The organism is Duganella lactea, from assembly GCF_009857505.1.
In the GTDB taxonomy this organism is placed as follows: Bacteria; Pseudomonadota; Gammaproteobacteria; order Burkholderiales; family Burkholderiaceae_D; genus Rugamonas; species Rugamonas lactea.
Window position 1 is genome coordinate 1 of the sequence record NZ_WWCP01000007.1, and the last position, 20,367, is coordinate 20,367.

The 20,367-nt window shown below is 65.5% G+C and carries 16 protein-coding genes and 1 pseudogene; 11 read left to right on the forward strand and 6 right to left on the reverse strand.

Annotated features, from left to right (window positions below; translation table 11 throughout):
* Positions 1–171 precede the first annotated feature (171 nt).
* Positions 172–1,293: pseudogene (locus GTP44_RS08305) on the reverse strand (Fic family protein).
* 175 nt (positions 1,294–1,468) lie between these two features.
* Here GTP44_RS08305 and GTP44_RS08310 point away from each other — a divergent pair.
* The 8 genes from GTP44_RS08310 to GTP44_RS08345 all read left to right on the forward strand — a co-directional run bounded on the left by GTP44_RS08310 (position 1,469) and on the right by GTP44_RS08345 (position 9,139).
* Entirely contained in the window at positions 1,469–2,212 is a 744-nt protein-coding gene (locus GTP44_RS08310; protein ID WP_161019075.1) for a c-type cytochrome, read from the forward strand.
* A gap of 65 nt (positions 2,213–2,277) precedes the next feature.
* Positions 2,278–3,477 carry a c-type cytochrome gene (locus GTP44_RS08315; RefSeq protein WP_371867185.1) on the forward strand — a complete coding sequence of 400 codons (1,200 nt, stop codon included), beginning with the start codon at positions 2,278–2,280 and terminating at the stop codon, positions 3,475–3,477.
* 10 nt (positions 3,478–3,487) lie between these two features.
* Positions 3,488–3,667, forward strand: a complete 180-nt coding sequence (locus GTP44_RS08320; RefSeq protein WP_161019077.1) for a hypothetical protein — start codon at positions 3,488–3,490, stop codon at positions 3,665–3,667.
* Complete coding sequence (locus tag GTP44_RS08325) at positions 3,668–4,228, forward strand: cupredoxin domain-containing protein (RefSeq protein ID WP_161019078.1); 561 nt, start codon at positions 3,668–3,670, stop codon at positions 4,226–4,228.
* Positions 4,212–5,834, forward strand: a complete 1,623-nt coding sequence (locus tag GTP44_RS08330; RefSeq protein ID WP_161019079.1) for a cbb3-type cytochrome c oxidase subunit I — start codon at positions 4,212–4,214, stop codon at positions 5,832–5,834. The genes GTP44_RS08325 and GTP44_RS08330 overlap by 17 nt, the downstream gene beginning before the upstream one ends.
* A gap of 4 nt (positions 5,835–5,838) precedes the next feature.
* Entirely contained in the window at positions 5,839–6,627 is a 789-nt protein-coding gene (locus GTP44_RS08335) for a c-type cytochrome (RefSeq protein WP_161019080.1), read from the forward strand.
* A gap of 105 nt (positions 6,628–6,732) precedes the next feature.
* On the forward strand, positions 6,733–7,788 hold the full coding sequence (locus GTP44_RS08340) for a glycoside hydrolase family 43 protein (RefSeq protein ID WP_161019081.1): 1,056 nt from the start codon (positions 6,733–6,735) through the stop codon (positions 7,786–7,788).
* A 34-nt stretch (positions 7,789–7,822) separates the two neighbouring features.
* A complete protein-coding gene (locus tag GTP44_RS08345; protein WP_161019082.1) occupies positions 7,823–9,139 on the forward strand; it encodes a hemolysin family protein in 1,317 nt (438 codons plus the stop codon).
* A gap of 7 nt (positions 9,140–9,146) precedes the next feature.
* Here the strand turns inward: GTP44_RS08345 and GTP44_RS08350 are convergent, their stop codons facing one another.
* A complete protein-coding gene (locus GTP44_RS08350; protein ID WP_371867180.1) occupies positions 9,147–11,237 on the reverse strand; it encodes an ATP-binding protein in 2,091 nt (696 codons plus the stop codon).
* Between the two features lie 81 nt (positions 11,238–11,318).
* A complete protein-coding gene (locus tag GTP44_RS08355; RefSeq protein WP_160988719.1) occupies positions 11,319–12,290 on the reverse strand; it encodes a glycosyltransferase in 972 nt (323 codons plus the stop codon).
* 140 nt (positions 12,291–12,430) lie between these two features.
* On the opposite strand from GTP44_RS08355, the gene GTP44_RS08360 reads away from it, so the two are divergent.
* From GTP44_RS08360 to GTP44_RS08370, 3 genes are all read left to right on the forward strand, one after another.
* Positions 12,431–12,817, forward strand: coding sequence for a DUF2946 domain-containing protein (locus GTP44_RS08360; protein ID WP_161019084.1), 387 nt, complete (start codon positions 12,431–12,433; stop codon positions 12,815–12,817).
* 75 nt (positions 12,818–12,892) lie between these two features.
* The gene (locus tag GTP44_RS08365; RefSeq protein WP_161019085.1) at positions 12,893–14,902 is read left to right on the forward strand and encodes a TonB-dependent receptor; all 2,010 of its coding nucleotides are present in this window, start codon (positions 12,893–12,895) and stop codon (positions 14,900–14,902) included.
* A gap of 2 nt (positions 14,903–14,904) precedes the next feature.
* On the forward strand, positions 14,905–16,383 hold the full coding sequence (locus GTP44_RS08370; protein WP_161019086.1) for a PepSY domain-containing protein: 1,479 nt from the start codon (positions 14,905–14,907) through the stop codon (positions 16,381–16,383).
* Positions 16,384–16,386: 3 nt separating this feature from the next.
* Here GTP44_RS08370 and GTP44_RS08375 read toward each other — a convergent pair whose 3' ends face one another.
* The 3 genes from GTP44_RS08375 to GTP44_RS08385 all read right to left on the reverse strand — a co-directional run bounded on the left by GTP44_RS08375 (position 16,387) and on the right by GTP44_RS08385 (position 20,253).
* Positions 16,387–17,028 carry a VTT domain-containing protein gene (locus GTP44_RS08375; RefSeq protein ID WP_202412636.1) on the reverse strand — a complete coding sequence of 214 codons (642 nt, stop codon included), beginning with the start codon at positions 17,026–17,028 and terminating at the stop codon, positions 16,387–16,389.
* A 72-nt stretch (positions 17,029–17,100) separates the two neighbouring features.
* Complete coding sequence (galB, locus tag GTP44_RS08380; RefSeq protein ID WP_202424028.1) at positions 17,101–19,815, reverse strand: beta-galactosidase GalB; 2,715 nt, start codon at positions 19,813–19,815, stop codon at positions 17,101–17,103.
* Positions 19,816–19,839: 24 nt separating this feature from the next.
* Positions 19,840–20,253, reverse strand: coding sequence for a hypothetical protein (locus GTP44_RS08385; RefSeq protein WP_161019087.1), 414 nt, complete (start codon positions 20,251–20,253; stop codon positions 19,840–19,842).
* Positions 20,254–20,367 lie beyond the last annotated feature (114 nt).

Consider the following 20,367-nt stretch of genomic DNA (forward strand, 5'->3'; position numbering starts at 1 on the left):
CGCCCAGCTTCGTCAGCTTGGCTTCGCGCTCCTGCGCAGCAAAAAGGTTGGGTTTCATCATGGCAGAGTCGTCAAGGTTGATGCGCTGACATCATGCCACGGCCGGGCCGGTTTTTCGAGGCCCCCAGAAATCTTAGATTCGTCAACTTCCGCTTTGGGGCGCAAGCGGACTCACAGAGCTTCCCGACGAGTTAATTCATAACCGGTGCTACGACCGCCGGCGGTGGTTTTGCGTAGTAAACCTTGCTTGAGCAGATCGTTGATGTCGCGGAGCGCGGTGTCGGGAGAGCATTTGGCGATGGCGGCCCATTTGGCGCTGCTCAGCTTGCCGTCCATGCCGTCCAGTAATCTGTTGAGAAGTTTGATTTGGCGCTCGTTTAGGGCGATACCGGAGCAGTCACGCCAGAATCAGGCCTTGGTCAACACGGTGTCAAGGCTGGCGTGGGCTTGGTTGATGGCGTGGTGCAGCACGTCGAGGAACCATTAATAACCATGCTGTCACGTCCATGGTGCCCTTCTGCGTGCGTTCAAGAATAGCGTAGTAGGCTTTGCGTTCGCGTTGGATCTGCGCGGAAATGCTCTAGAAACGCTGGCGGCCGCCGTCGGCACGGGCCAGCAACAGGTCGCCGATGGCGCGGGCGATCCTGCCGTTGCCGTCATCGAATGGATGGATGGTGAGGAACCACAGATGCGCCAGGCCTGCTTTAACGAATAGCGGCTCGTCGGTTGGCGTCTCGATCCACTCAAGCAAGCGGCTCATCTCCTTGTCCAGTTGCGATGCGGGCGGCGCTTCAAAATGCAGGCGCTGCCGCCCCACCGGGCCGGATACGACTTGCATTGGAGCGGTCGCATCGTCACGCCAGCCGCCGACACGGATGCGCGTGAGACCGGAGTACCCCGTCGGGAACAGTGCGGCATGCCAGCCGAACAGACGTTCGCGGGTCAATGGTGCCTGGCAATTGCCGGTGGCGTCCAGCACCATGCCCACCACGCCGTCGACGTGGCGATCCACCGGTGCCAGTGCGCCGATGTCCAACCCAAGCCGGCGCGCGATGGACGAACGTACCGACTGCACATTCAGGCTCTGGCCTTCTATCTCACTGGTCTTCACCGCATCGTCCGTCAATGCGGCGAGGCTGACCTGGTCACGCAGCGGCATGCCGACATCGGCCATCCTGCCTAACAGAAAACCATGGGCATGGCTGACTTCCGCCATGGGCGTGGACAAGGCCGCCAGGTCAAAACGCCACCGTGGCCACGGCCGTCCCGCCAGATGTAATCTCCGCATTTCATGCGGAGATTATGCGCTTATTCACTGCACGCGGAAGCACGCATGTCGTGGACAGACCGTTCCAGATTAACAACACCGCTTCAGCTATGTAACGGAGCGCCCACCCATTTCGCCATTTAACATTGTAATATAGGCATCGATTAGCACCCATCTATGCAGCACTCCAGAGGAGACGGCATGGTCTCATCCCGCAGCTTATCGGCTTTATTGGTTTTGAGTACGCTTGCCTGTCGCGCTTACGCGCAGCAGGAAGCCAGCCCCCCTCCTCCGCAGCGCGCGCCCGATACGATGGAGGCGCGTACTTTGGCTTGCGTCGGCTGTCATGGCGACAAGGGCCGTGGCGTCGCCAATGTCTATTTCCCGCGCCTGGCAGGCAAGCCGTCCGGCTATCTGTACAACCAGCTGATCGCGTTCCAGGAAGGCCGCCGCCGCTATGCGCCGATGAATTATCTGCTGGCCTATCTGCCGCCGGCCTACCTGAAGCAGATGGCCGATTACTTCGCCGCCCAGAGTCCCGATCCGATCCCCATTGCGGCCCCGTCCGCGCCGCCGGCCATCATCGCCCAGGGCCAGCAGATCGTCACCAAGGGCCTGCCGGACAAGAAAATTCCCGCCTGTACCACCTGTCACGGCGCCACGCTGACCGGCCGCGAACCGGGCATCCCCGGCCTGCTCGGCCTGCGCACCGATTATGTCAGCGCCCAGCTCGGCGCCTGGCGCTACGGCACCCGCACCGCGCTGGCGCCGGACTGCATGCAACTGATCGCCTCCACGCTGTCGGAGCCTGAAGTGGCTGCCGTGTCTTCCTACCTGGCCACGCTGCCGGTGCCGGCCAACGACAAGCCGGCCGCCGCCAATACCCCATTGCCGATGGGCTGCGGCAGCCAGAGTCCGCATCTGGCGGCGGGGGCCAAGCCATGATCAAGCGCATTCTGCTCGCCCTCTTGCTAATCCTGCTGGTGCTGGCCGGCGCCGCTTGGTGGCTGATGCAGCGTGGCGCGTCGGCGCCCGAGACCACCGTCAACATCGCGCAGATCGAGCGCGGCAAATACCTGGCGCAGGCCGGCGATTGCATCGCCTGTCACACGGTGCCGGGCCAGGCCATTTTCTCCGGCAACCGCGCCATGCCTACGCCGTTCGGCAACCTCTACGCGCCCAACATCACGCCGGACAAGGACACCGGCATCGGCAAGTGGACGCCGGCGCAGTTCTACGACATGCTGCACACTGGCCGTTCGCCGGACGGCAAGCTGCTCTACCCGGCGATGCCGTTCGCCTCCTACACCAAGGTCACGCGCGAGGATTCGGACGCCATCTTCGCTTACCTGATGTCGGTGCCGGCGGTGCACAAGGTCAACCGCGAGCATGAGCTGCGCTTCCCGTACAACAATCGCAGCCTGCTGATCGGCTGGCGCACGCTGTATTTCCAGGAGGGCGAATACAAGACCAATCCACAGCAGTCGGTGGAATGGAATCGCGGCGCCTATCTGGTGCAGGGTCTGGGCCACTGCGCGATGTGCCATTCGCCGATCAACGCGCTGGGCGGTTCGGCCGAGGCCAAGGCTTTCCAGGGCGGCCTGATTCCGATGCAGAACTGGTACGCGCCGTCGCTGACCTCCAACCGCGAGGCCGGCCTCGGCAACTGGGCGCTGCAGGACATCATGGATCTGCTGCAAACCGGCGTCTCGCATCGCGGTACGGTCTACGGGCCGATGGCGGAGGTGACCTTCAACAGCCTGCAATACCTGAGCGACGCCGACGTCAAGGCGATGGCGGTCTACTTGAAGAGCCTGCCGGGCGACGACCCGCCCGCGCCACCGCCGGCGCCGCTGACCAACGACGTGCAGCAGCAGTTCGCCGAAGGCCAGCGCATCTACGAGGCGCACTGCGCCACTTGCCACGCGGCGGACGGACGCGGCATGCCGCCGCACTTCCCGCCGCTGGCGGCCAACCAGTCGATCCTGATGAGTTCGTCCGTGAATCCGGTGCGCATGATCCTCAACGGCGGCTATCCGCCGGGCACGCGCAAGAACCCGATGCCCTACGGCATGCCGCCGTTCGCGCAGGACCTGAACGATGCGCAGGTGGCGGCGGTGGCCACCTACATCCGCAATGCCTGGGGCAACGGCGCCACGCCGGTCACGCCGCAGCAAGTCAACCAGCTGCGCAGCGCGCTGCTTGAATAGGAGGACTGCCATGATCGTGGAACCCGATACGCCGGTGGAAACCGAGGCGGCCAATCAGCAGCGTGTGGACGCCATCGTGGCGCGCGGGCCGGGCGGCGCGTTCGCGCTGGCCGGCGTGGCGCTGGCGGTCGTCATGCTGATCTGGTTCGCCTTCTACTTCCTGGTGTTTGTCGCGCGCGGAGGTGCCTAGATGAATGACCAACAGACCGCCGCCCACGTTGCCGAGCGGGCGGAAACGCGCTGGGCGTGGGTGGTGGGCATCGTCATCGCCACGCTGCTGTGCATGATGGCCTACATGAGCCTGCACTGGATCACCATGCCGCCACAGCGCATGGAAACCGTCAATCCCGGCACGCTGCACCTGGCCGGTGAATTTGTCGAGGCCAATCTCGGCAGCGCCGCCGAGGCCGACGGCAGCGTCACCGTGCGGCTGGTCGGCAACCAGTATTCGTTCTCGCCGCAATGCGTACTGGTGCCGGTCGATACGCCGGTCACCATCCGCGCCACCAGCGCCGACGTGGTGCACGGCTTCAGCGTCACCCACACCAACATCAACGTCAACCTGGTGCCGGGCTATGTGTCGACCTTCCGCGCGCGCTTCCGCGAAACCGGCGAGCACACCATGCCCTGCCATGAGTTCTGCGGCGTCGGCCATGCCGCCATGTGGGCCCACGTGAAGGTGGTCGACAAGGAAACCTTCGCCCGCCAGGCGCAATCGAAACGGAGGCTGAGCTGTGCTGAACGTTCCTAACCGGCGCCTGGTGCTGGCCCATTTCTGGCTGGCCTTCCTGGCCTTCTTCCTGGCGCTGCTGCTGGGCGAATGGCAGATGTTCATCCGCAGCCCGCTGTCCAACTGGCTGGGCAATCCCGAACTGTATTACCGCTCCGTCACCGCGCACGGCTCGGCCATGGGCTATGTGTTCCCGACGCTGGTGGCGATGGGCTTCGGCTACGCCATCGTCGAACTGGCGCTGAAGCAGACGCTGGTCGGCCTGAAGTGGGCCTGGGCCGGCTTCGCGCTGGTGGTGGTCGGCACGGTGGTGGCGATGGTGCCGGTGGCGCTGGGCAAGGCCTCGGTGCTGTACACCTTCTACCCGCCGCTGATCGGCAATGCCTTTTACTACATCGGCGTGGTGCTGGTGGTGGTCGGCTCGTGGATCTGGGTGGCGCTGATGGCGGTCAATCTGCGCGTCTGGCGCCGCAATCACCCCGGCGAGACGGTGCCGCTGGCGATGTTCGCCAACAACGCCGGCGCCTATCTGTGGGCCTGGACCTCGGTCGGCGCGGCGATTGAAATCCTGTTCCTGATCCTGCCGGTGGCGCTGGGCTTCAAGAGCACCATCGACGCCGGCCTGGCGCGCGTGTTTTTCTCGTGGACGCTGCACGCCATCGTCTACTTCTGGCTGATGCCGGCGTATATCGCCTTCTACACGCTGGTGCCGCGCGCCATCGGCGGCCGGCTCTACAGTGACGCCATGGCGCGCATCTCCTTCGTCCTGTTCCTGGTGTTCTCGATGCCGATCGGCGTGCACCACCTGTTCCAGGACCCGCAGGTCGGCAGCGGCGTCAAGTTCCTGCACGCGGTGTTCACCGCCATGGTCTCGGTGCCGACGCTGCTGACCATCTTCACCATCTGCGCCTCTGTCGAGATTGCCGGACGGCTGCGCGGCGGCGCCGGCCGCTTCGCCTGGATCGCCAGGCTACCGTGGAAAAATCCGCTGATGCTGGCGGTGGCGCTGTCGTTCATCATGCTGGGCTTCGGCGGCGCCGGCGGGCTGATCAACATGAGCTATCAGCTCGACTTCGCCATCCACAACACGCAGTGGATCACCGGCCACTTCCACCTGATCTTCGGCGGCGCCATCGTCATCATGTATTTCGCCGTCGCCTACGACCTGTGGCCGCACCTCACCGGCCGCGCGCTCGATTGCTGGCAGCTGATGCGCGTGCAGCTGTGGCTGTGGTTCATCGGCATGATGGTGGTGACGCTGCCGTGGCACTGGGTCGGCATCCTCGGCATGCCGCGCCGCATGGCCTACTACGACTACAGCGCCGCCGATCTGGCGCCGATGGCGGTGTCGGTCATCATCACCTTCAGCGGCGGGCTGCTGTTGCTGGCGTCCGGCGTGCTGTTCCTGTGGATACTGTGGCGCGGCCACCGCGCCGCGCACATCGAGCTGCCGCCGTTCCGCTTCAGCGCGCCGGTGCATGCGACCGCGCGCATTCCGGCGGCGCTGAACGGCTTTGCACTGTGGCTCGCGCTGATGATCGGCCTGAGCCTGATCAACTACGGCTTCCCGATCGCGCAGTTGCTCAACACCCCGAATACCGCCGTGCCGGCCGTTCCGATCAGGTGATGCCATGCAAGAACCTTCCGTCCTTTCCCTGAAAAACCGCTGGACGCGCTACAGCGTCGTCATCGTGCTGGCGACGGCGCTGGTGGCGGCGGCGGTCGGCTTCATCTGGGTGCCGTTGGCCAATAATCGTCAGGCCGGGCTGTCCCTGTGGGACGCCATCTGCAGCGCCGCTGGCGTTGCCGGCGGCGCCACATCGAGCGCGCTGGGCGACGACGCGGCGGCGCGGCCCAGCAACGTCATCGTCAGCGCCACCATGATGCGGCCGGCCAACGCCGAATCGATCGGCCGCGGCGCCACGCTGGCGATGCGCTGCACCATGTGCCACGGCATTCGCGGCGTCAGCGAAGCCAACTCGCCCAACCTGGCCGGGCAGATCGAAGGCGCCATCTACAAGCAGCTGCGCGACTATCAGTCCGGCCACCGCGTCAGCGCCATCATGCAGCCGATGGTGACGCCGCTGAGCGACCGCGACATGCGCGACCTGGCGGCCTACTACGCCTACCTGCCGCACGAGCGCGAGCCGGGCGCCGCCGGGCGCACACCGCCGCAACTGGTCAGCAACGGCGCGCCGATGCGCAACATCGGCGCCTGCGCCAGCTGCCACGGCGGCTACGCCCAGCAAACAGCCACGCCGATCCTGGACGGCGAGCCGGAAGCCTACATCCGCAACCAGCTGCACGCCTTCCGCAACGGCGCCCGGCGCAACGACCTCAATCAGCAGATGCGCAACGTCGCGCGCCAGCTCACCGATGCCGAGATCGCCGAGCTGGCGGCCTACTATGCGGCGCGCTAGACCAGCCAACGGATGCCAATAAAGTATCGGTCCACACAAAAAAGTGATTGGATGCGCAAGCGGTTTCGTCCCATCATCTGCGGAAAAATACCACGGAGACGATGAATGAAACGCTTGGCTTTGACGCTGGCCGCAATCCTGTTGATGTCGAACGCGCCGGCGGCGCCGGTACTGCACAATCCGCTGGTGCCGCAACGCGCCGATCCGCATGTGACGCTGCATAGCGACGGCTATTACTACTTCACCGCCACCGTGCCGGAGTATGACCGCATCGAACTGCGGCGCGCCAAAGACCTGAACGATCTGGGCCGGGCCGAGGTCAAAACCATCTGGCGCCAGCACGCCACCGGGCCGATGGGCGCGCATATCTGGGCGCCGGAGATTCATCACATCGACGGCAAGTGGTATGTGTACTTTACCGCCGGCCAGGCGGAGAAACCGTGGGAGATCCGGCTGTATGTGCTGGAGAACGCGTCGGCCAATCCATTTCAGGGAGAATGGATCGAGCGCGGCCAGCTGAAAACCGGCTGGGAAACCTTCTCGCTGGACGCCACCACCTTCATCGTCGGCAAGCAGCGCTATCTGGCCTGGACCCAGCGTCCGCCGGCGCTCGACAAGCAGCTGACCGCGATTTATCTGGCGAAGATGGATACGCCGCTGTCGATCACCGGCCCGGCCGTCATGCTCAGCCAGCCCGAACTGGCGTGGGAAAAGATCGGCTTCGATGTCAACGAGGCGCCGGCGGCGCTGGTCAAACATGGCCGTGTGTTCATGACCTATTCCGCCAGCAAGACCGACGCCAATTACGCGATGGGCTTGCTGACGGCCGACGCCGGTGCCGACCTGATGAATCCGGCATCATGGAAAAAGTCGCCGACGCCGGTGTTTGTCAGCAGCGCCGAAAACGGCCAGTACGGTCCGGGGCACAACGCCTTCACCACCACGCCGGACGGCAAGACGGACATTCTGCTCTACCACGCGCGCAATTACCGCGATATCCAGGGCGATCCGCTGCACGACCCCAACCGCAACACCCGCGCGCAACCGATCCAGTGGCGCGTGGACGGCACGCCGGACTTCGGCGTGCCGGTGGCCGACCAGCCGCGCCAGGGCGCCGGCGTGGACAAAAAACAAAGACTTAACGACTCTGGCATAAAATAGCGGCTTTCTCACATTGCGCCGGTGCGCCACCCACATGGAAATTGCCATACTACTGGGATTGATTTTATTGAACGGCCTGTTTGCGATGGCCGAAATCGCGCTGATGACGGCCCGCAAGGCCAAGCTGACCAAGCAGGCCGACAGCGGCGACCGCAACGCCGCCGCCGCCCTGCAACTGGGCGAAGATCCCACCAAGTTCCTGTCCACCATCCAGATCGGCATCACCTCGATTGGTGTGCTCAATGGTATCGTCGGTGAAGCCACGCTGGCCCGGCCATTCGGCGAGTGGATGCTGTCCCACGGCGTGCCCGAAAAATGGGCCGACAACGCCGCCACCGCGTCCATCGTGGTGATCCTGACCTATTTCTCCATCGTGCTTGGCGAGCTGGTGCCCAAGCGTCTGGCGCAGCTCAATCCGGAGCCGCTGGCGCGCCTGATCGCCCGCCCAATGCAACTGCTGGCCCTGATCGCCCGCCCGTTCGTGCGCCTGCTGTCGGCCTCGACCCAACTGGTGCTGCGCCTGCTCGGCGTGCGCAACACCGGCCCGCAAGCCATGACCGAGGAAGAACTGCACCTGATGCTGGAGGAAGGTTCGGATTCCGGCGTTATCGAGGAGCAGGAGCACCAGATGGTGCGCAATGTGTTCCGCCTGGACGACCGCCAGATCGCCTCGTTCATGATCCCGCGCCGCGACATCATCTACTTCGACGTCGATGAAGACCCGTCCGTCAACCTGGGCCGCTTCAACGCCAGCACGCACTCGCGCTTCCCGGTGCTGCGCGGCGGCTGGCGCCAGGTGCTGGGCGTGGCCAGCGCGCGCCAGATGCTGATGCAAACGCTCAACGGCAGCCCGCTCGACCTGTCGGTGCAACTGGAAGAGCCGGTGTTTGTGCCGGAAACCCTGACCGGCATGGAATTGCTGGAACACTTCAAGCAGTCCGGCGCGCAGCTGGCGTTCATCGTCGACGAGTACGGCGAGGTGCTGGGCATCGTCACGCTGCAGGACGTGATGGAAGCCATCACCGGCGAGTTCAAGACGCCACATCCGGAGGAGGCATGGGCGGTGCAGCGCCACGACGGTTCATGGCTGCTGGACGGCCTGATTCCGATTCCCGAACTGAAGGATCGCCTGGCACTGCGCGACGTGCCGGAAGAGGAACGCGGCCGCTACAACACGCTGAGCGGCATGGTGATGCTACTGCTGGGCGACATTCCGCGCACCAGCGACCGCTGCCACTGGCAAGGCTGGGACTTCGAGGTGGTGGATCTGGACGGCCTGCGCATCGACAAGGTGCTGGCCACGCGCCAGGAAGCCCCAGTCACGCCGGAGCACGGCGCACACGCGGCCTGAGGCGTGGTCAGGGCGCGGCCCGGTCCTGCCCCGGCAACTGCCCCGGCAACTGCCCCAGCAACTGCCGCACCCGCCTGTCCAGCCCATCGGCGGTGAACGGCTTGGTCAGCACCTGCGTGCCCGGCGCCAGGTGGCCGTGATTGAGCACGGCGTGCTCGGCATAGCCGGTCACGAACAACACGGGCATGTCCGGGCAGCGCGCGCGGACAGCGTCGGCCAACTGGCGGCCATTCATGCCGTTCGGCAGCCCGACATCGGTGACCAGCAGATCGATGTCCGGATGCGCGCCCAGCACGACCAGCGCGCCGGCGCCATCTTCCGCCTCGACCACATCATAGCCAAGATCGGCCAGCACCTCGACCGCGACCAGCCGCACCAGTGGCTCGTCGTCCACTACCAGGATTTTCTTGCGCCACAGCGCCGGCGCCGCTGACGGCGTGGCCGGCGCGGTGTCGTCACTTTCAGCAGCGCCGGCGTGGCGCGGCAGCAGCAACGACACCGTGGCACCCCGACCGGGAGCGGAATCGATGCGCACCGTGCCGCCGGACTGGCCGGCAAAGCCGTACACCATCGACAGCCCCAGCCCGGTACCTTGGCCGGCAGGCTTGGTGGTGAAGAACGGTTCGAAGGCGCGCGCCAGCACCTCGGGCGTCATGCCGGCGCCGGTATCGCTGACCGACAGCGCCACATAGTCGCCGGCGGCGACACCGTGCGACGCCGCCGCCTGCTGATCCAGCGTGCGGTTGGCGGTGGCGATGGTCAGCTTGCCGCCATCGCTCATCGCATCGCGCGCGTTGAGGCACAGATTAAGCAGCGCGTTCTCGATCTGGCCGATATCGACAAAGGTATTCCACAGGCTGCCGGTGGCGACGGTCTCGACGGCGATCGACGGTCCCACGCTGCGGCAGATCAGCTCTTGCATGCCGCCGACGATGCGGTTCAGGTTGGACGGTTTGGGGTCGAGCGTTTGCCGGCGCGAGAAGGCCAGCAGGCGCTGGGTCAGCGCCGCCGCGCGCCGCACCGCCGATTGCGCGCCGCTGACGTGGCGTTCCAGATCGCCCATGCGGCCTTGCGCCATACGGATCTTCATCAGCTCCAGGCTGCCGCCGATGCCGGCCAGAATGTTGTTGAAGTCGTGCGCCAAGCCGCCGGTCAGCTGGCCGACCGCCTCCATTTTCTGTGCCTGGCGCAACGCGTCCTCGGCTTTGAGCAAGGCGGCGGTGCGTTGCTCGACCCGCTGTTCCAGCGTGTCGTTGAGTGCCCGCAGCGCCGCCAGCGCACGGTCGCGCTCGGCCTCAAGCGCGCGCTTGCCTTCGATATCGATCAGCACACCGGGGAAAGAGCCGGGCTGGCCATCGGCCGTCAGCTCGACGCGGCCATTGGCCTCCAGCCAGCAATAATTGCCGTCGCGGCGCCGGGTGCGGTACTGGTGGGCGTAGGCGCCGCCACGGCTCAGCGCCGCCGTGATCGCCGCCATCAAGCCGGCGCGGTCGTCCGGGTGCACGCGCTCGATCACGTCCGGCAAAGTCAGACCGGTCTGCGCGCGGGCCGGCGCAAAACCGAAAGCGGCGGCAAACCCCTCGTCGATGCTGAACCGGTCCGACGGCACATCCCACACCCAGGTGCCGATGATGGCGCCGGCCGCCATCGCCAGCTGCACGCGCTGCACGTTTTCCCGCAGCGCCGCCTCGGTCCGCTTACGCGCGGTGATGTCGCGGAACAGCACCGACACCTGCCCCATTTCCACCGGCCCCAGGCGGGTGGCGGACACCTCGATGTGACGGCCGACGGCCTGGAATTCCTGCTCAAAACGCAGCGTCTCGCCGGTGCGCAGCACCTTGCCGTAGAGGTCGAGCCAGGTCTGGGCATTGTCCGGCTCGATTTCGCGCAGGCGCTTGCCGACGATGTCGCCGATGCCGGTGTGGCGCTGGTAGCCGGAATTGGCCTCGATGTGCAGATAGTCGCTGAGCGGCCCGTGCGGGCCGTCGATGAACTGAATGATGCAGAAGCCGTCATCAATCGCCTCGAACAACGCGTGACGCTGCAACCGGCCAAGGGCCAGCAATTCTTCCAATGCCGCGCGGCTGAGCGATGACAAGTCCCTGTTCAAAGTAGCGCCTTCCGTGTTGAGCAGCAATGATTATAACTGCGCTACCCGGTCGCCACACAGGCGTGCGCGTCAGTCCAGCGGCGTCTTGCTCAGTTCGGACCGCTCCAGTATGGCCTGCACCACGTAGCGCGGACGGGCGCGCACCTGCTGATAGATGCGGCCGATGTATTCGCCCAGCAGGCCGATGCCGAACAGAATAATGCCCATCAGGAAGAACGTCACGGCGAACAGCGTGAACACGCCCTCCGCCTCGGCGCCCAGGAACAACCGGCGCGCCAGCAGCAGCACCACCAGCACGGCCGAGGCCAGCGACATCAGCATGCCCAGCATCGAATAGAACTGCAACGGCACCAGCGAGAAACCGGTGACCAGATCGAAGTTCAGGCGAATCAGGCTGTACAGCGAATACTTCGACTCCCCGGCCGCCCGCTCCTCATGCGCCACCACCACCTCGGCGGGATGGCGGGCGAAGCGGTAGGCCAGCGCCGGCACGAAGGTGTTGACCTCGCCGCAGCGGTTGATCAGGTCGACCACATTGCGGCCATAGGCGCGCAACATATTACCCTGGTCGGTGATCTGAATGTTGGTGATCTTTTCGCGGACCCGGTTCATCGCCTTGGAGGCCCAGGTGCGCCAGGCGGCGTCCTGGCGCTTGCGGCGGATCGAACCGACGTAGTCGTGCCCCTCGCGCATCTTTTCCACCAGCACGCCGATTTCCTCCGGCGGGTTTTGCAGGTCGGCGTCCAGCGTCACCATGATGTCGCCCCTGGCCGCCTCGAAGCCGGCCAGAATCGCCATGTGCTGCCCGTAGTTACCGTTGAACAGCACCACGCGCGTCACATCCGGCCGCAGCCGGAACTGTTCGGCGAGCATGCCGGCCGAGCGGTCACGGCTGCCGTCATTGACGAAAATGACTTCGTAAGAGGTGTTGAGCCGCTCCAAGGCCGGATACAGACGCGTGAACAAGGCCGGCAAACCGGCCTCTTCGTTATAGACAGGAATGACTATCGACACTTCGGGTAATGGCAGATCGCGGTTCATGATCGGACAAGGGCTTGTAAAACCCCGATTGTCCGCCAACGATCATTAACAGCGCATTAAAACGGCGCTGGCAATCCGGCCGGCAGGGGGATGGCAGGGTGATAAACGCACGAAATCCCAAGCTGCTTTACAATAGCGCAATGTCCTCCATCCTGCATCGCCGCGTACTTGTCGCCTGGATCGCCTTGCTGGCCATCCTGTTCGGCGCGCTCGCGCCGGCGGTTTCGCATGCGATGACGGCCAAGGGCCAGCCGCCGCAATGGCTGGAGCTGTGCGGCGCCAACGGCATCAAGCGGGTGCAGTTGCCGGATGACGGCGCGCCCAAGCAGACCGATCTCATGCAGCACATGGAGAAGTGTCCTTACTGTGCCGCCCACGCCAGCCCGCAGGCGCTGACGCCGCCCGCGGCCTTCAGCTTTGCCGTCATCGGCGGACACGACCTCTACCCGACCCTGTTCCACCAGGCGCCGACGCCGCTGTTCTCGTGGGCCGCCGCCAAGCCGCGCGGGCCACCCGCCACTTCCTGAGTCCATTCCCGCCGTTTTTACATGGCGGTGCCAGCGTTCGCTTGCGCCGCAGGAATCTCTACAAGGAAGTTTCAAATGTCTTCATCTGCAAAAATATTGGCGCGGGCGGCGTTGCTGCCGGCGTTGCTGGGCGTCGCGCCATTCGGCATGGCCGAGGAAAATACCGACGACGCGGCGCTGGTGCTGGGTCGCGTGGAAATCACCGCGCAACGCAGCGGACCGATGGCGGCGCGCAGCGTGCTCAGTTCGGTCGATATCCTGGGCCCGGAGCTGATCCAGGATCAGCAGGCGCAGCACACGTGGGAACTGCTGGCGCGCGCGCCGGGCGTCATGCTGACGCAATTCCGCCAAGGTAACGAATCGGGCAAGCTGTCCTTCCGCGGCTTTAATGGCGAAGGCGAGGTCAACGCCGTCAAACTGCTGATCGACGGCATCCCCAGCAACGACAACGGCGGCGGCATGCCCTTCCTCGACATGCTGTTTCCGCTTGAAATCAACAGCATCGAGGTGGTGCGCGGCACCAACGACCCGCGCTACGGCCTGCACAATATTGCCGGCAACGTCAACGTCAACACCCGCCTCGGCGGCAACGACACCGAGGTGCGCTTCGGCTACGGCAGCTTCGCCACCCGCCAGGTGCAAGTGGCGCAGGGCATCGAGAACAAGCACTGGACGCAAAACTATTTCGTCGGCTACAGCAAGTCCAACGGCTACCGCGACAACAGCGAGTTCGACAAGCTGACCGTCGGCGGCAAATGGTTCTACACCAGCGACGACGGCCGCACCCGCTCGGGCCTGATCGTGCGGCATACCGAGAGCAACGGCGACGAGCCCGGTTATCTCGAAGCCAGGGATGCGCGGAATGACCCGACCTCCTCCTACGCCTACGCGCGCGCCACCGGCGGCAACCGCGAGATGACCCAGCTCAGCCTGCACCTCGACCATCAGCTCAGCGACCAGCTGTCGCTGGCGGCCAAGCTTTACCGCAACGCGGTGCAGGATCAGCGCTGGCTGCGCTACTCCAGCATCACCTCGCAGCAGGAACGCGTGATCGATGAAACCCACGCAGGCCTGTTGGCCAGCCTGACCTATCGCCTGCCCGGCGCCGCCATCGAGGCCGGCGTCAACGCCGAGCATCAGCACGACGCCAGCCCCCGCTACAACACGGTGGATCAGGTGCGCGTGAGCACCACGCGCGACCAGCACTTCCGCTTCGACACCTACGGCGCCTACGTTCAGGCGGTGCTGCAACCGCTGCCCGGCGTCAAGCTGATTCCCGGCTACCGCGTCGACAAGATCGAGGGCGACTTCGACGACCGCGCGCGCAATGTGCACTACGGCATCCAGGACTACGGCCTGATCAAGCAGCCCAAGTTCAGCGCGGTCTACTCGCCCAGCGACGCCGCCAGCATCTATGCCAACTGGGGCAAGACCTTCCAGGTCGGCGCCGGCGCGGCGGCATATCAGAGCACCAACAGCGCGCTGCGTCCGTCGATCAACGAGGGTTGGGAAAGCGGCGTCAAGTTCACCCCGGTCGATTGGCTCAACGGCCGCGTCGCGCTGTGGCGTCAGGACGCCTCGGACGAGGTCAAGCGCCGCCTCAACGATCCGGCCGGTGGCTCGGAGAATGTCGGCAGCACGCGCCGCGAGGGTGCCGACCTGCAGTTCAATCTGCGCGCCGGCGACAATGCGTCGGCGTGGCTCGGCTATTCGTGGCAGCGCTCGCGCATCACCCGGCCCGATCCGGCGGCGCCGGCCACGCTGGGCAAGCAGATCGATCACCTGCCCGGGCGCCTGTACTCGGCCGGTTATGAACTGCAGGCGACGCCGGCGCTCAAGCTGTCGGCCTGGGCCAACGGCCAGGGGGATTACTACCTGACCACCGCCAACACCGGCAACAAATATGGCGCCTACACGCTGCTGAACGCCAGCGCCAGCTACCGGCTGTCGCGCCAGTGGACGCTGGAGCTGCAAGTGAAAAACCTCGCCAACCGCTACTACGAGTACGTCTGGCTGAACGACCAGACCCGCCACGCGCCGGGCGATGGCCGCGCCGTCTATGTCTCGGCCAACCTGAGCCTGTGAGCATGAAGCGCTGGCTGTTCCTGGGCCATCGCTGGCTGGGCATCGTGCTGTGCCTGTTCTTCGCGATGTGGTTTTGCTCCGGCATGGTGATGATGTACGTCGGCTACCCGAAGCTGACCGAGGCCGAGCGGCTGCACCATCTGCCGCCGCTGCCGGCCGGCGCGCCGCTGCTCGGGCCGCAACAGGCGCTGGCGCGGGCCAGCGTCAGCGGTCCGTTCGCCGAGCTGCGGCTGGCGGTCGCCAGCGCCGGCGCGCCGGTCTACCTGGTGCGACCGACCGCCAGCCAGTCGACCATCGTGATCGATGCGCGCACCGGACGGCGCGCGCTGGTGACGGACGCGCAACGCGCCGTCGCCAGCGCGGCCGCCTATGCCGGGCCCGGCGTCGGCGTGCATTATCTGGACATGATCGACGAGGACGCGTTCACGCATCCACGCAGCATGGACCGCTATCGTCCGCTACACCGCGTGCAGCTCGACGATCAGGCGCACACGCTGCTGTACATCTCCGCCCGCACCGGCGAAGTGGTACGCGACGCGTCGCGCAGCGAGCGCCTGTGGAATTACGCCGGCGCCTGGATACACTGGCTGTACCCGTTCCGTGGCGGCCTGTTCGACCGCTACTGGGCCGACATCATCAACTGGTCGGCGATCGCCGGCACGGTCATGGTGCTGGCCGGCGCCACGGTCGGCATCCAGCGCTGGCGTTTTTCGCAACCGTACCGCAACGGCAGCCGCTCGCCCTACCCCGGCGCCCTGATGCGCTGGCACCATATCGGCGGCCTGTTGTTCGCGGTGGTGGCGACCACCTGGGTGTTCAGCGGCCTGATGTCGATGAATCCGTGGCGTATCTTCACCAGCAACGCCTCGCAGTTGCGCATGACGGCCATCGAGCAAGGCGCGCTGCAACCGTCCGCGCTGGATGCCACGCCGGCCGCGCTGCTGTCCGCCGCCGGCGGTGACGTGCGCGAACTGCGCTGGATACGGGTGCTGGGCAAGACCGTGGTGCTGGCTCAGCCGCCCAGCGGCAAGCCGTTGCTGCTCGATGGCCGCAACGCGCAACCGGTCGGCATCGACCGGCAGGCACTGGTGAGCGCCGCGCGCGGCCTGCTGCCCGCGCCGCTGCTGGAGGTTGAAACGCTGTCGGCCTACGATTTTTATTACTACAGCCGCGATGAACACAGCATGACCAGCACCAGCGTCAAGCCGCTGCCGGTGTTGCGTCTGGCGTTTGCGGATGCGCAGGCGAGCTGGATCTATCTCGATCCGCACACCGGCCTGGTGGTCACCCGCTGCGACCGGCTGCAGCGCTGGAGCCGCTGGCTGTTCTCGCTGCTGCACAGCTGGGATTGGTTGCCGCTGGTGGAGCGCCGCCCCTTGTGGGACGGCGTGCTGATCCTGTTCAGCCTGGGCGGCGTGGTGATGAGCCTGACGGGCATCGTCCTCGGCTGGCGCCGGCTGGGGCGCAAGCTGCGGACTTAGCGTTCAGGCGGTGGCGCGGGCGCGCAGCCAGCCGGCGATTGCCGGCAGAATAGACAGCACCACAATGCCCATCACCACGGCGGTCAGGTTTTTGCTGATCCAGGGAATGTTGCCGAACAAGTAGCCCGCCGACACCAGACTGCCGATCCACAGGAAGGCGCCACTGACGTTATAGGCCAGGAACAGCTTGCGCGGCATCGAACCCAGCGCGGCGACGAACGGCGCCAGCGTGCGGACGATCGGCACGAAACGGGCCAGGATGATGGTCTTGCCGCCATGCTTGTCGAAGAATTTCTGCGTATGGACCAGGTGCTCCTGCTTCACGAATGGAATCCTGCTGGTATCCAGCGCCCGGCTCTTGAACCAGGCGCCGATGCTGAAATTGAGCGCGTCGCCGGCAACAGCGGCGATAAACAGCAACACGCATAGTGTGATCGGGTCCAGCAAGCCCTTGGCGGCCAGCGCGCCGGCGATGAACAGCAGCGAATCGCCCGGCAGGAACGGCATGACCACCACGCCGGTTTCGATGAAAATGACCAGGAACAGGATCAGGTAGACCCAGTCGCCATGTTGGTCGATCAGCTGCGCCAGATGCGCGTCCAGATGTATGAACCACGCCATAAAGGTGGCCAGCAACTCTTCCATCAAAATCCCCTTGGTCAAAAGAGCCTGAATTGTAAAGGGATTATGATTAAAAAGGTATTAAAGTTGGCCAACTCAAGGCGACGCTTGCACCGTGCTATGCACCATGACAACGGCATCCCGCAGGCCGTCAGCCGTCACGCGCACCTTGATCGCCCCCGCCGTCCCCGGCTTGGCGCGCACGATGCCCAGCGCCAGCCCGTTGAAAGCGGCCCGTTCCGGCGACTGGAACGATGCAAAGCTGGTGGCGTCGCCATTGTCGGTGGCCACCAGTTCGCCCGGACCTTCCACCGTGAAACGCACGCGGTTGCTGGCGCGTGGCGCGGTGGCGCCAAGCTGGTCGGTGACGCGCACGCTGATGAAGGACAAATCCTTGCCGTCGCCGGCGATGACGCCCCGGTCCGCCGTGGCCTCCAGCGCCGCCGGCGCGCCGGTGGTCTTCACCGACGAGCGCGCCCACTCCTTGCCATCCTTGTAGGCCACCACGCTGATCTCGCCCGGCTCGTACACCACATAATCCCAGCGCAGGCGATAGGCGTAGGGCGCCTTCTTCAGCCTGCCCTGCGACTTGCCGTTGACGAACAGCTCGGCCTCGTCACCCGAGGTGAACACATGCACCGGCGTCACCTCGCCCACGCGCTCCGGCCAGGTCCAGTGCGGCAGGATGTGCAGCGTCTTTTCCTCCGGACGCCAGCGCGATTTGTACAGGTAGTAACGGTCTTTCTTGAAACCGGCCAGATCGAAGATGCCGGTGTAGGCGCTGCGCGCGCCGTAGTACGGCGTCGGCTCGCCCAGATAGTCGAAGCCGGTCCAGACGAATTCGCCGGCGGTGTACGGGTTCTGGTCCAGCGCCGCGAAGGCGCGGTCGGCCGAACTGCCGAAGTCGGCCGCGAACAATTCATAGGCGCTCACCTGCATGGTTTTCGGATCGCCGCCGATGCCGGGCCGCACCGCCGCGCTGGTCACGCCCGGCACCGGGAACTGGTACTCGCCACGGCTGGACACCGCCGACGCGCTCTCGCTATGCAGTATCACCTTGTCCGGAAACCGCGCGCGGAACATCGGGAACTTGCCCGGCAACGTGCGGATGCCCGTGCCCTGATAGTTCAGGCTGATGACATCGACGGTGGTCGGCAGCGGCATGTCGGCCTGGGCCCAGTTCATGGCGTTGGTGGTCGGCCGGGTCGGATCCTCCTCATGCACGATGGCGGCCAGCTTGCGGCCGATGTCGGCGCCGGCCTCGCCGGTGTACTGCTCGCCCACCTCATTGCCCACGCTCCACATCACCACCGACGGATGGTTGCGGTCGCGGCGCAGCATCGCGCGCAGGTCCTGCTCATGCCAGTCGGGGAAGATCAGATGGAAGTCCAGCGGCGTTTTCTTGCGCTCCCACGAGTCGAACACCTCGTCCACCACGACCATGCCCATGCGGTCGGTCAGTTCCAGCAGTTGCGGATCGGGCGGATTATGACTCATGCGGATGGCGTTGGCGCCCATCTCCTGAAGCAACGTCAGCTGGCGTTCAGCGGCGCGCAGGTTGAAGGCGGCCCCCAGCGCGCCGAGGTCGTGGTGATTATTCACGCCACGGATCGGAATGTGCTCGTCGTTGACGTACAGGCCGGCATTCGGATCGAAGCGCAAGGAGCGGATGCCGAACCTGGTCTCGTACTTGTCGACCACGCGGCCGCCGCTGCGCACGGTGGTGACGGCGACATAGCGGTGCGGCCGCTGCGTCGGCAGCGGCCCCCACAGACGCGGCTTGTCGATGGTGGCGGCGCCATGGAGCACGGCGCCGGCGCCCGGCGGCACCGGCGTGCGCGGCGTGACCACGGTGGCCACCGCCGCGCCGCTGATGGCGCCGTGATCGTCCAGCGCGTACAGCTGCGTGGTCAGCTCGGCCTCGGCCGGGGTGTTGCCGTCGTTGTCCAGCGTCACCTGCCACGCCACCTGCGCCGATGCGCGCGAGACCTGCGGCGTGGTGATGTGCACGCCCCAGTGGCCAACGTGCAGCGGCGCGGTCTTGGTCAGCCAGACATTGCGGTACAGGCCGGCGCCCGGATACCAGCGCGCCGATTCGGCGGTGTTGTCGAGGCGGATGGCGATCTGGTTGTCGGCGCCGGCCTTCACATACGGCGTCAGGTCGATGCGGAACGAGTTGTAGCCATACGGCCAGCCGCCGGCCAACTGGCCGTTGACCCACACACTGGAATAGGCCATGGCGCCGTCGATGTCGAGGAACACCGATTTGCCCTGGTCGGCGGCGGTCAGCGTCAGCGTCTTGCGGTACCAGGCCGGGCCCCAGGTTTTCAGGCGGCCCATGCCGCCATACGGGCCGGTGGTGAGGAACGGGCCTTCGATGGCCCAGTCATGCGGCAGTTGCACACTGCGCCAGGAGTGATCGTCAAAACCGGCCTGGGCGAATGGCGCCACAAGCGCCGGGCCGTTGGCGGGACGGGTGTAGCGCTTGGCCGGGTCCTTGATGAAGGCATTACCAGTCGGCATGATCCACGGCTTCAGCAACGCGACCTGGCCTCGCGCGGCGCGGACCGCCTCTTCCGGCATGGCGTCGGCCTGCTTGCCATCGGCCGACTGCCGCACGTCGGGGCGAATGTCGTACAGATAGGGGGCGGAATTGCCATCCGGGTCGCCCAGATGAAAGCGCCAGCCATCGTTGAACAGCATGCGCTGGCGTGGCGCCAGGTGGTCCGCCGCCATCGCAGGCGCCATGGCCGCGACCAACGCCGTCAGCATGGCCATGGCTACGCCCCGCCAGAAATAGTGTGCCTTCATTACACGCCTCCAAAAAATTGCGGCTTACTTGTCCCTGATGTCGATCTTCAAGCTGTAGCTGGCGCGCTGCGCGCTGCGCGCGGCACTTTCCATCAGGTAGACGCTGATCTTGTAGTCGCCGTCCCGCGCCACCTTGGCGCGGTAGCGGTTGCCGTCACGCGAGCCGACGAACAGCGCTTCGGCGTCGCCGGGGCCGCTGATGTTGAAACAATTGGCGCGCAGATTGGTTTTCAACGTCACCGCCAGCGACTGCCCCGCACGCAGGCGGATGCTGTACTCGGCCGTTTCATGCCCGCGCAGTTTGCCGCGCATGGTCTTGGTTTGCGGCGTGCCGCTCAGCTCGGTCATATGCCGCGCCAGTTGGCCGGCGGCCTGCGCCGGAGCGGAAGTCAGGACCAGCGCGCTGCACAGCGTGGCCAGTAGCAACGGGATTTTCATGTCAAACCTTGTAAGGTGGTAACTAAATTTCGTGCAACCATATCACATAGCTACTATTGCGGGCGCTGAGGGCGCCACGCGGCGGCCATGCAGACACACCGGGACGCATGCGTT

Bases quoted from the DNA above. Each gene is read 5' to 3' on its own strand.
- GTP44_RS08310 (WP_161019075.1), top strand. From the start codon at position 1,469: ATGGTCTCATCCCGCAGCTTATCGGCTTTATTGGTTTTGAGTACGCTT.
- GTP44_RS08315 (WP_371867185.1), top strand. From the start codon at position 2,278: ATGCAGCGTGGCGCGTCGGCGCCCGAGACCACCGTCAACATCGCGCAG.
- GTP44_RS08320 (WP_161019077.1), top strand. From the start codon at position 3,488: ATGATCGTGGAACCCGATACGCCGGTGGAAACCGAGGCGGCCAATCAG.
- GTP44_RS08325 (WP_161019078.1), top strand. From the start codon at position 3,668: ATGAATGACCAACAGACCGCCGCCCACGTTGCCGAGCGGGCGGAAACG.
- GTP44_RS08335 (WP_161019080.1), top strand. From the start codon at position 5,839: ATGCAAGAACCTTCCGTCCTTTCCCTGAAAAACCGCTGGACGCGCTAC.
- GTP44_RS08340 (WP_161019081.1), top strand. From the start codon at position 6,733: ATGAAACGCTTGGCTTTGACGCTGGCCGCAATCCTGTTGATGTCGAAC.
- GTP44_RS08345 (WP_161019082.1), top strand. From the start codon at position 7,823: ATGGAAATTGCCATACTACTGGGATTGATTTTATTGAACGGCCTGTTT.
- GTP44_RS08355 (WP_160988719.1), bottom strand. From the start codon at position 12,290: ATGAACCGCGATCTGCCATTACCCGAAGTGTCGATAGTCATTCCTGTC.
- GTP44_RS08360 (WP_161019084.1), top strand. From the start codon at position 12,431: ATGTCCTCCATCCTGCATCGCCGCGTACTTGTCGCCTGGATCGCCTTG.
- GTP44_RS08365 (WP_161019085.1), top strand. From the start codon at position 12,893: ATGTCTTCATCTGCAAAAATATTGGCGCGGGCGGCGTTGCTGCCGGCG.
- GTP44_RS08370 (WP_161019086.1), top strand. From the start codon at position 14,905: ATGAAGCGCTGGCTGTTCCTGGGCCATCGCTGGCTGGGCATCGTGCTG.
- GTP44_RS08375 (WP_202412636.1), bottom strand. From the start codon at position 17,028: ATGGAAGAGTTGCTGGCCACCTTTATGGCGTGGTTCATACATCTGGAC.
- galB (WP_202424028.1), bottom strand. From the start codon at position 19,815: ATGAAGGCACACTATTTCTGGCGGGGCGTAGCCATGGCCATGCTGACG.
- GTP44_RS08385 (WP_161019087.1), bottom strand. From the start codon at position 20,253: ATGAAAATCCCGTTGCTACTGGCCACGCTGTGCAGCGCGCTGGTCCTG.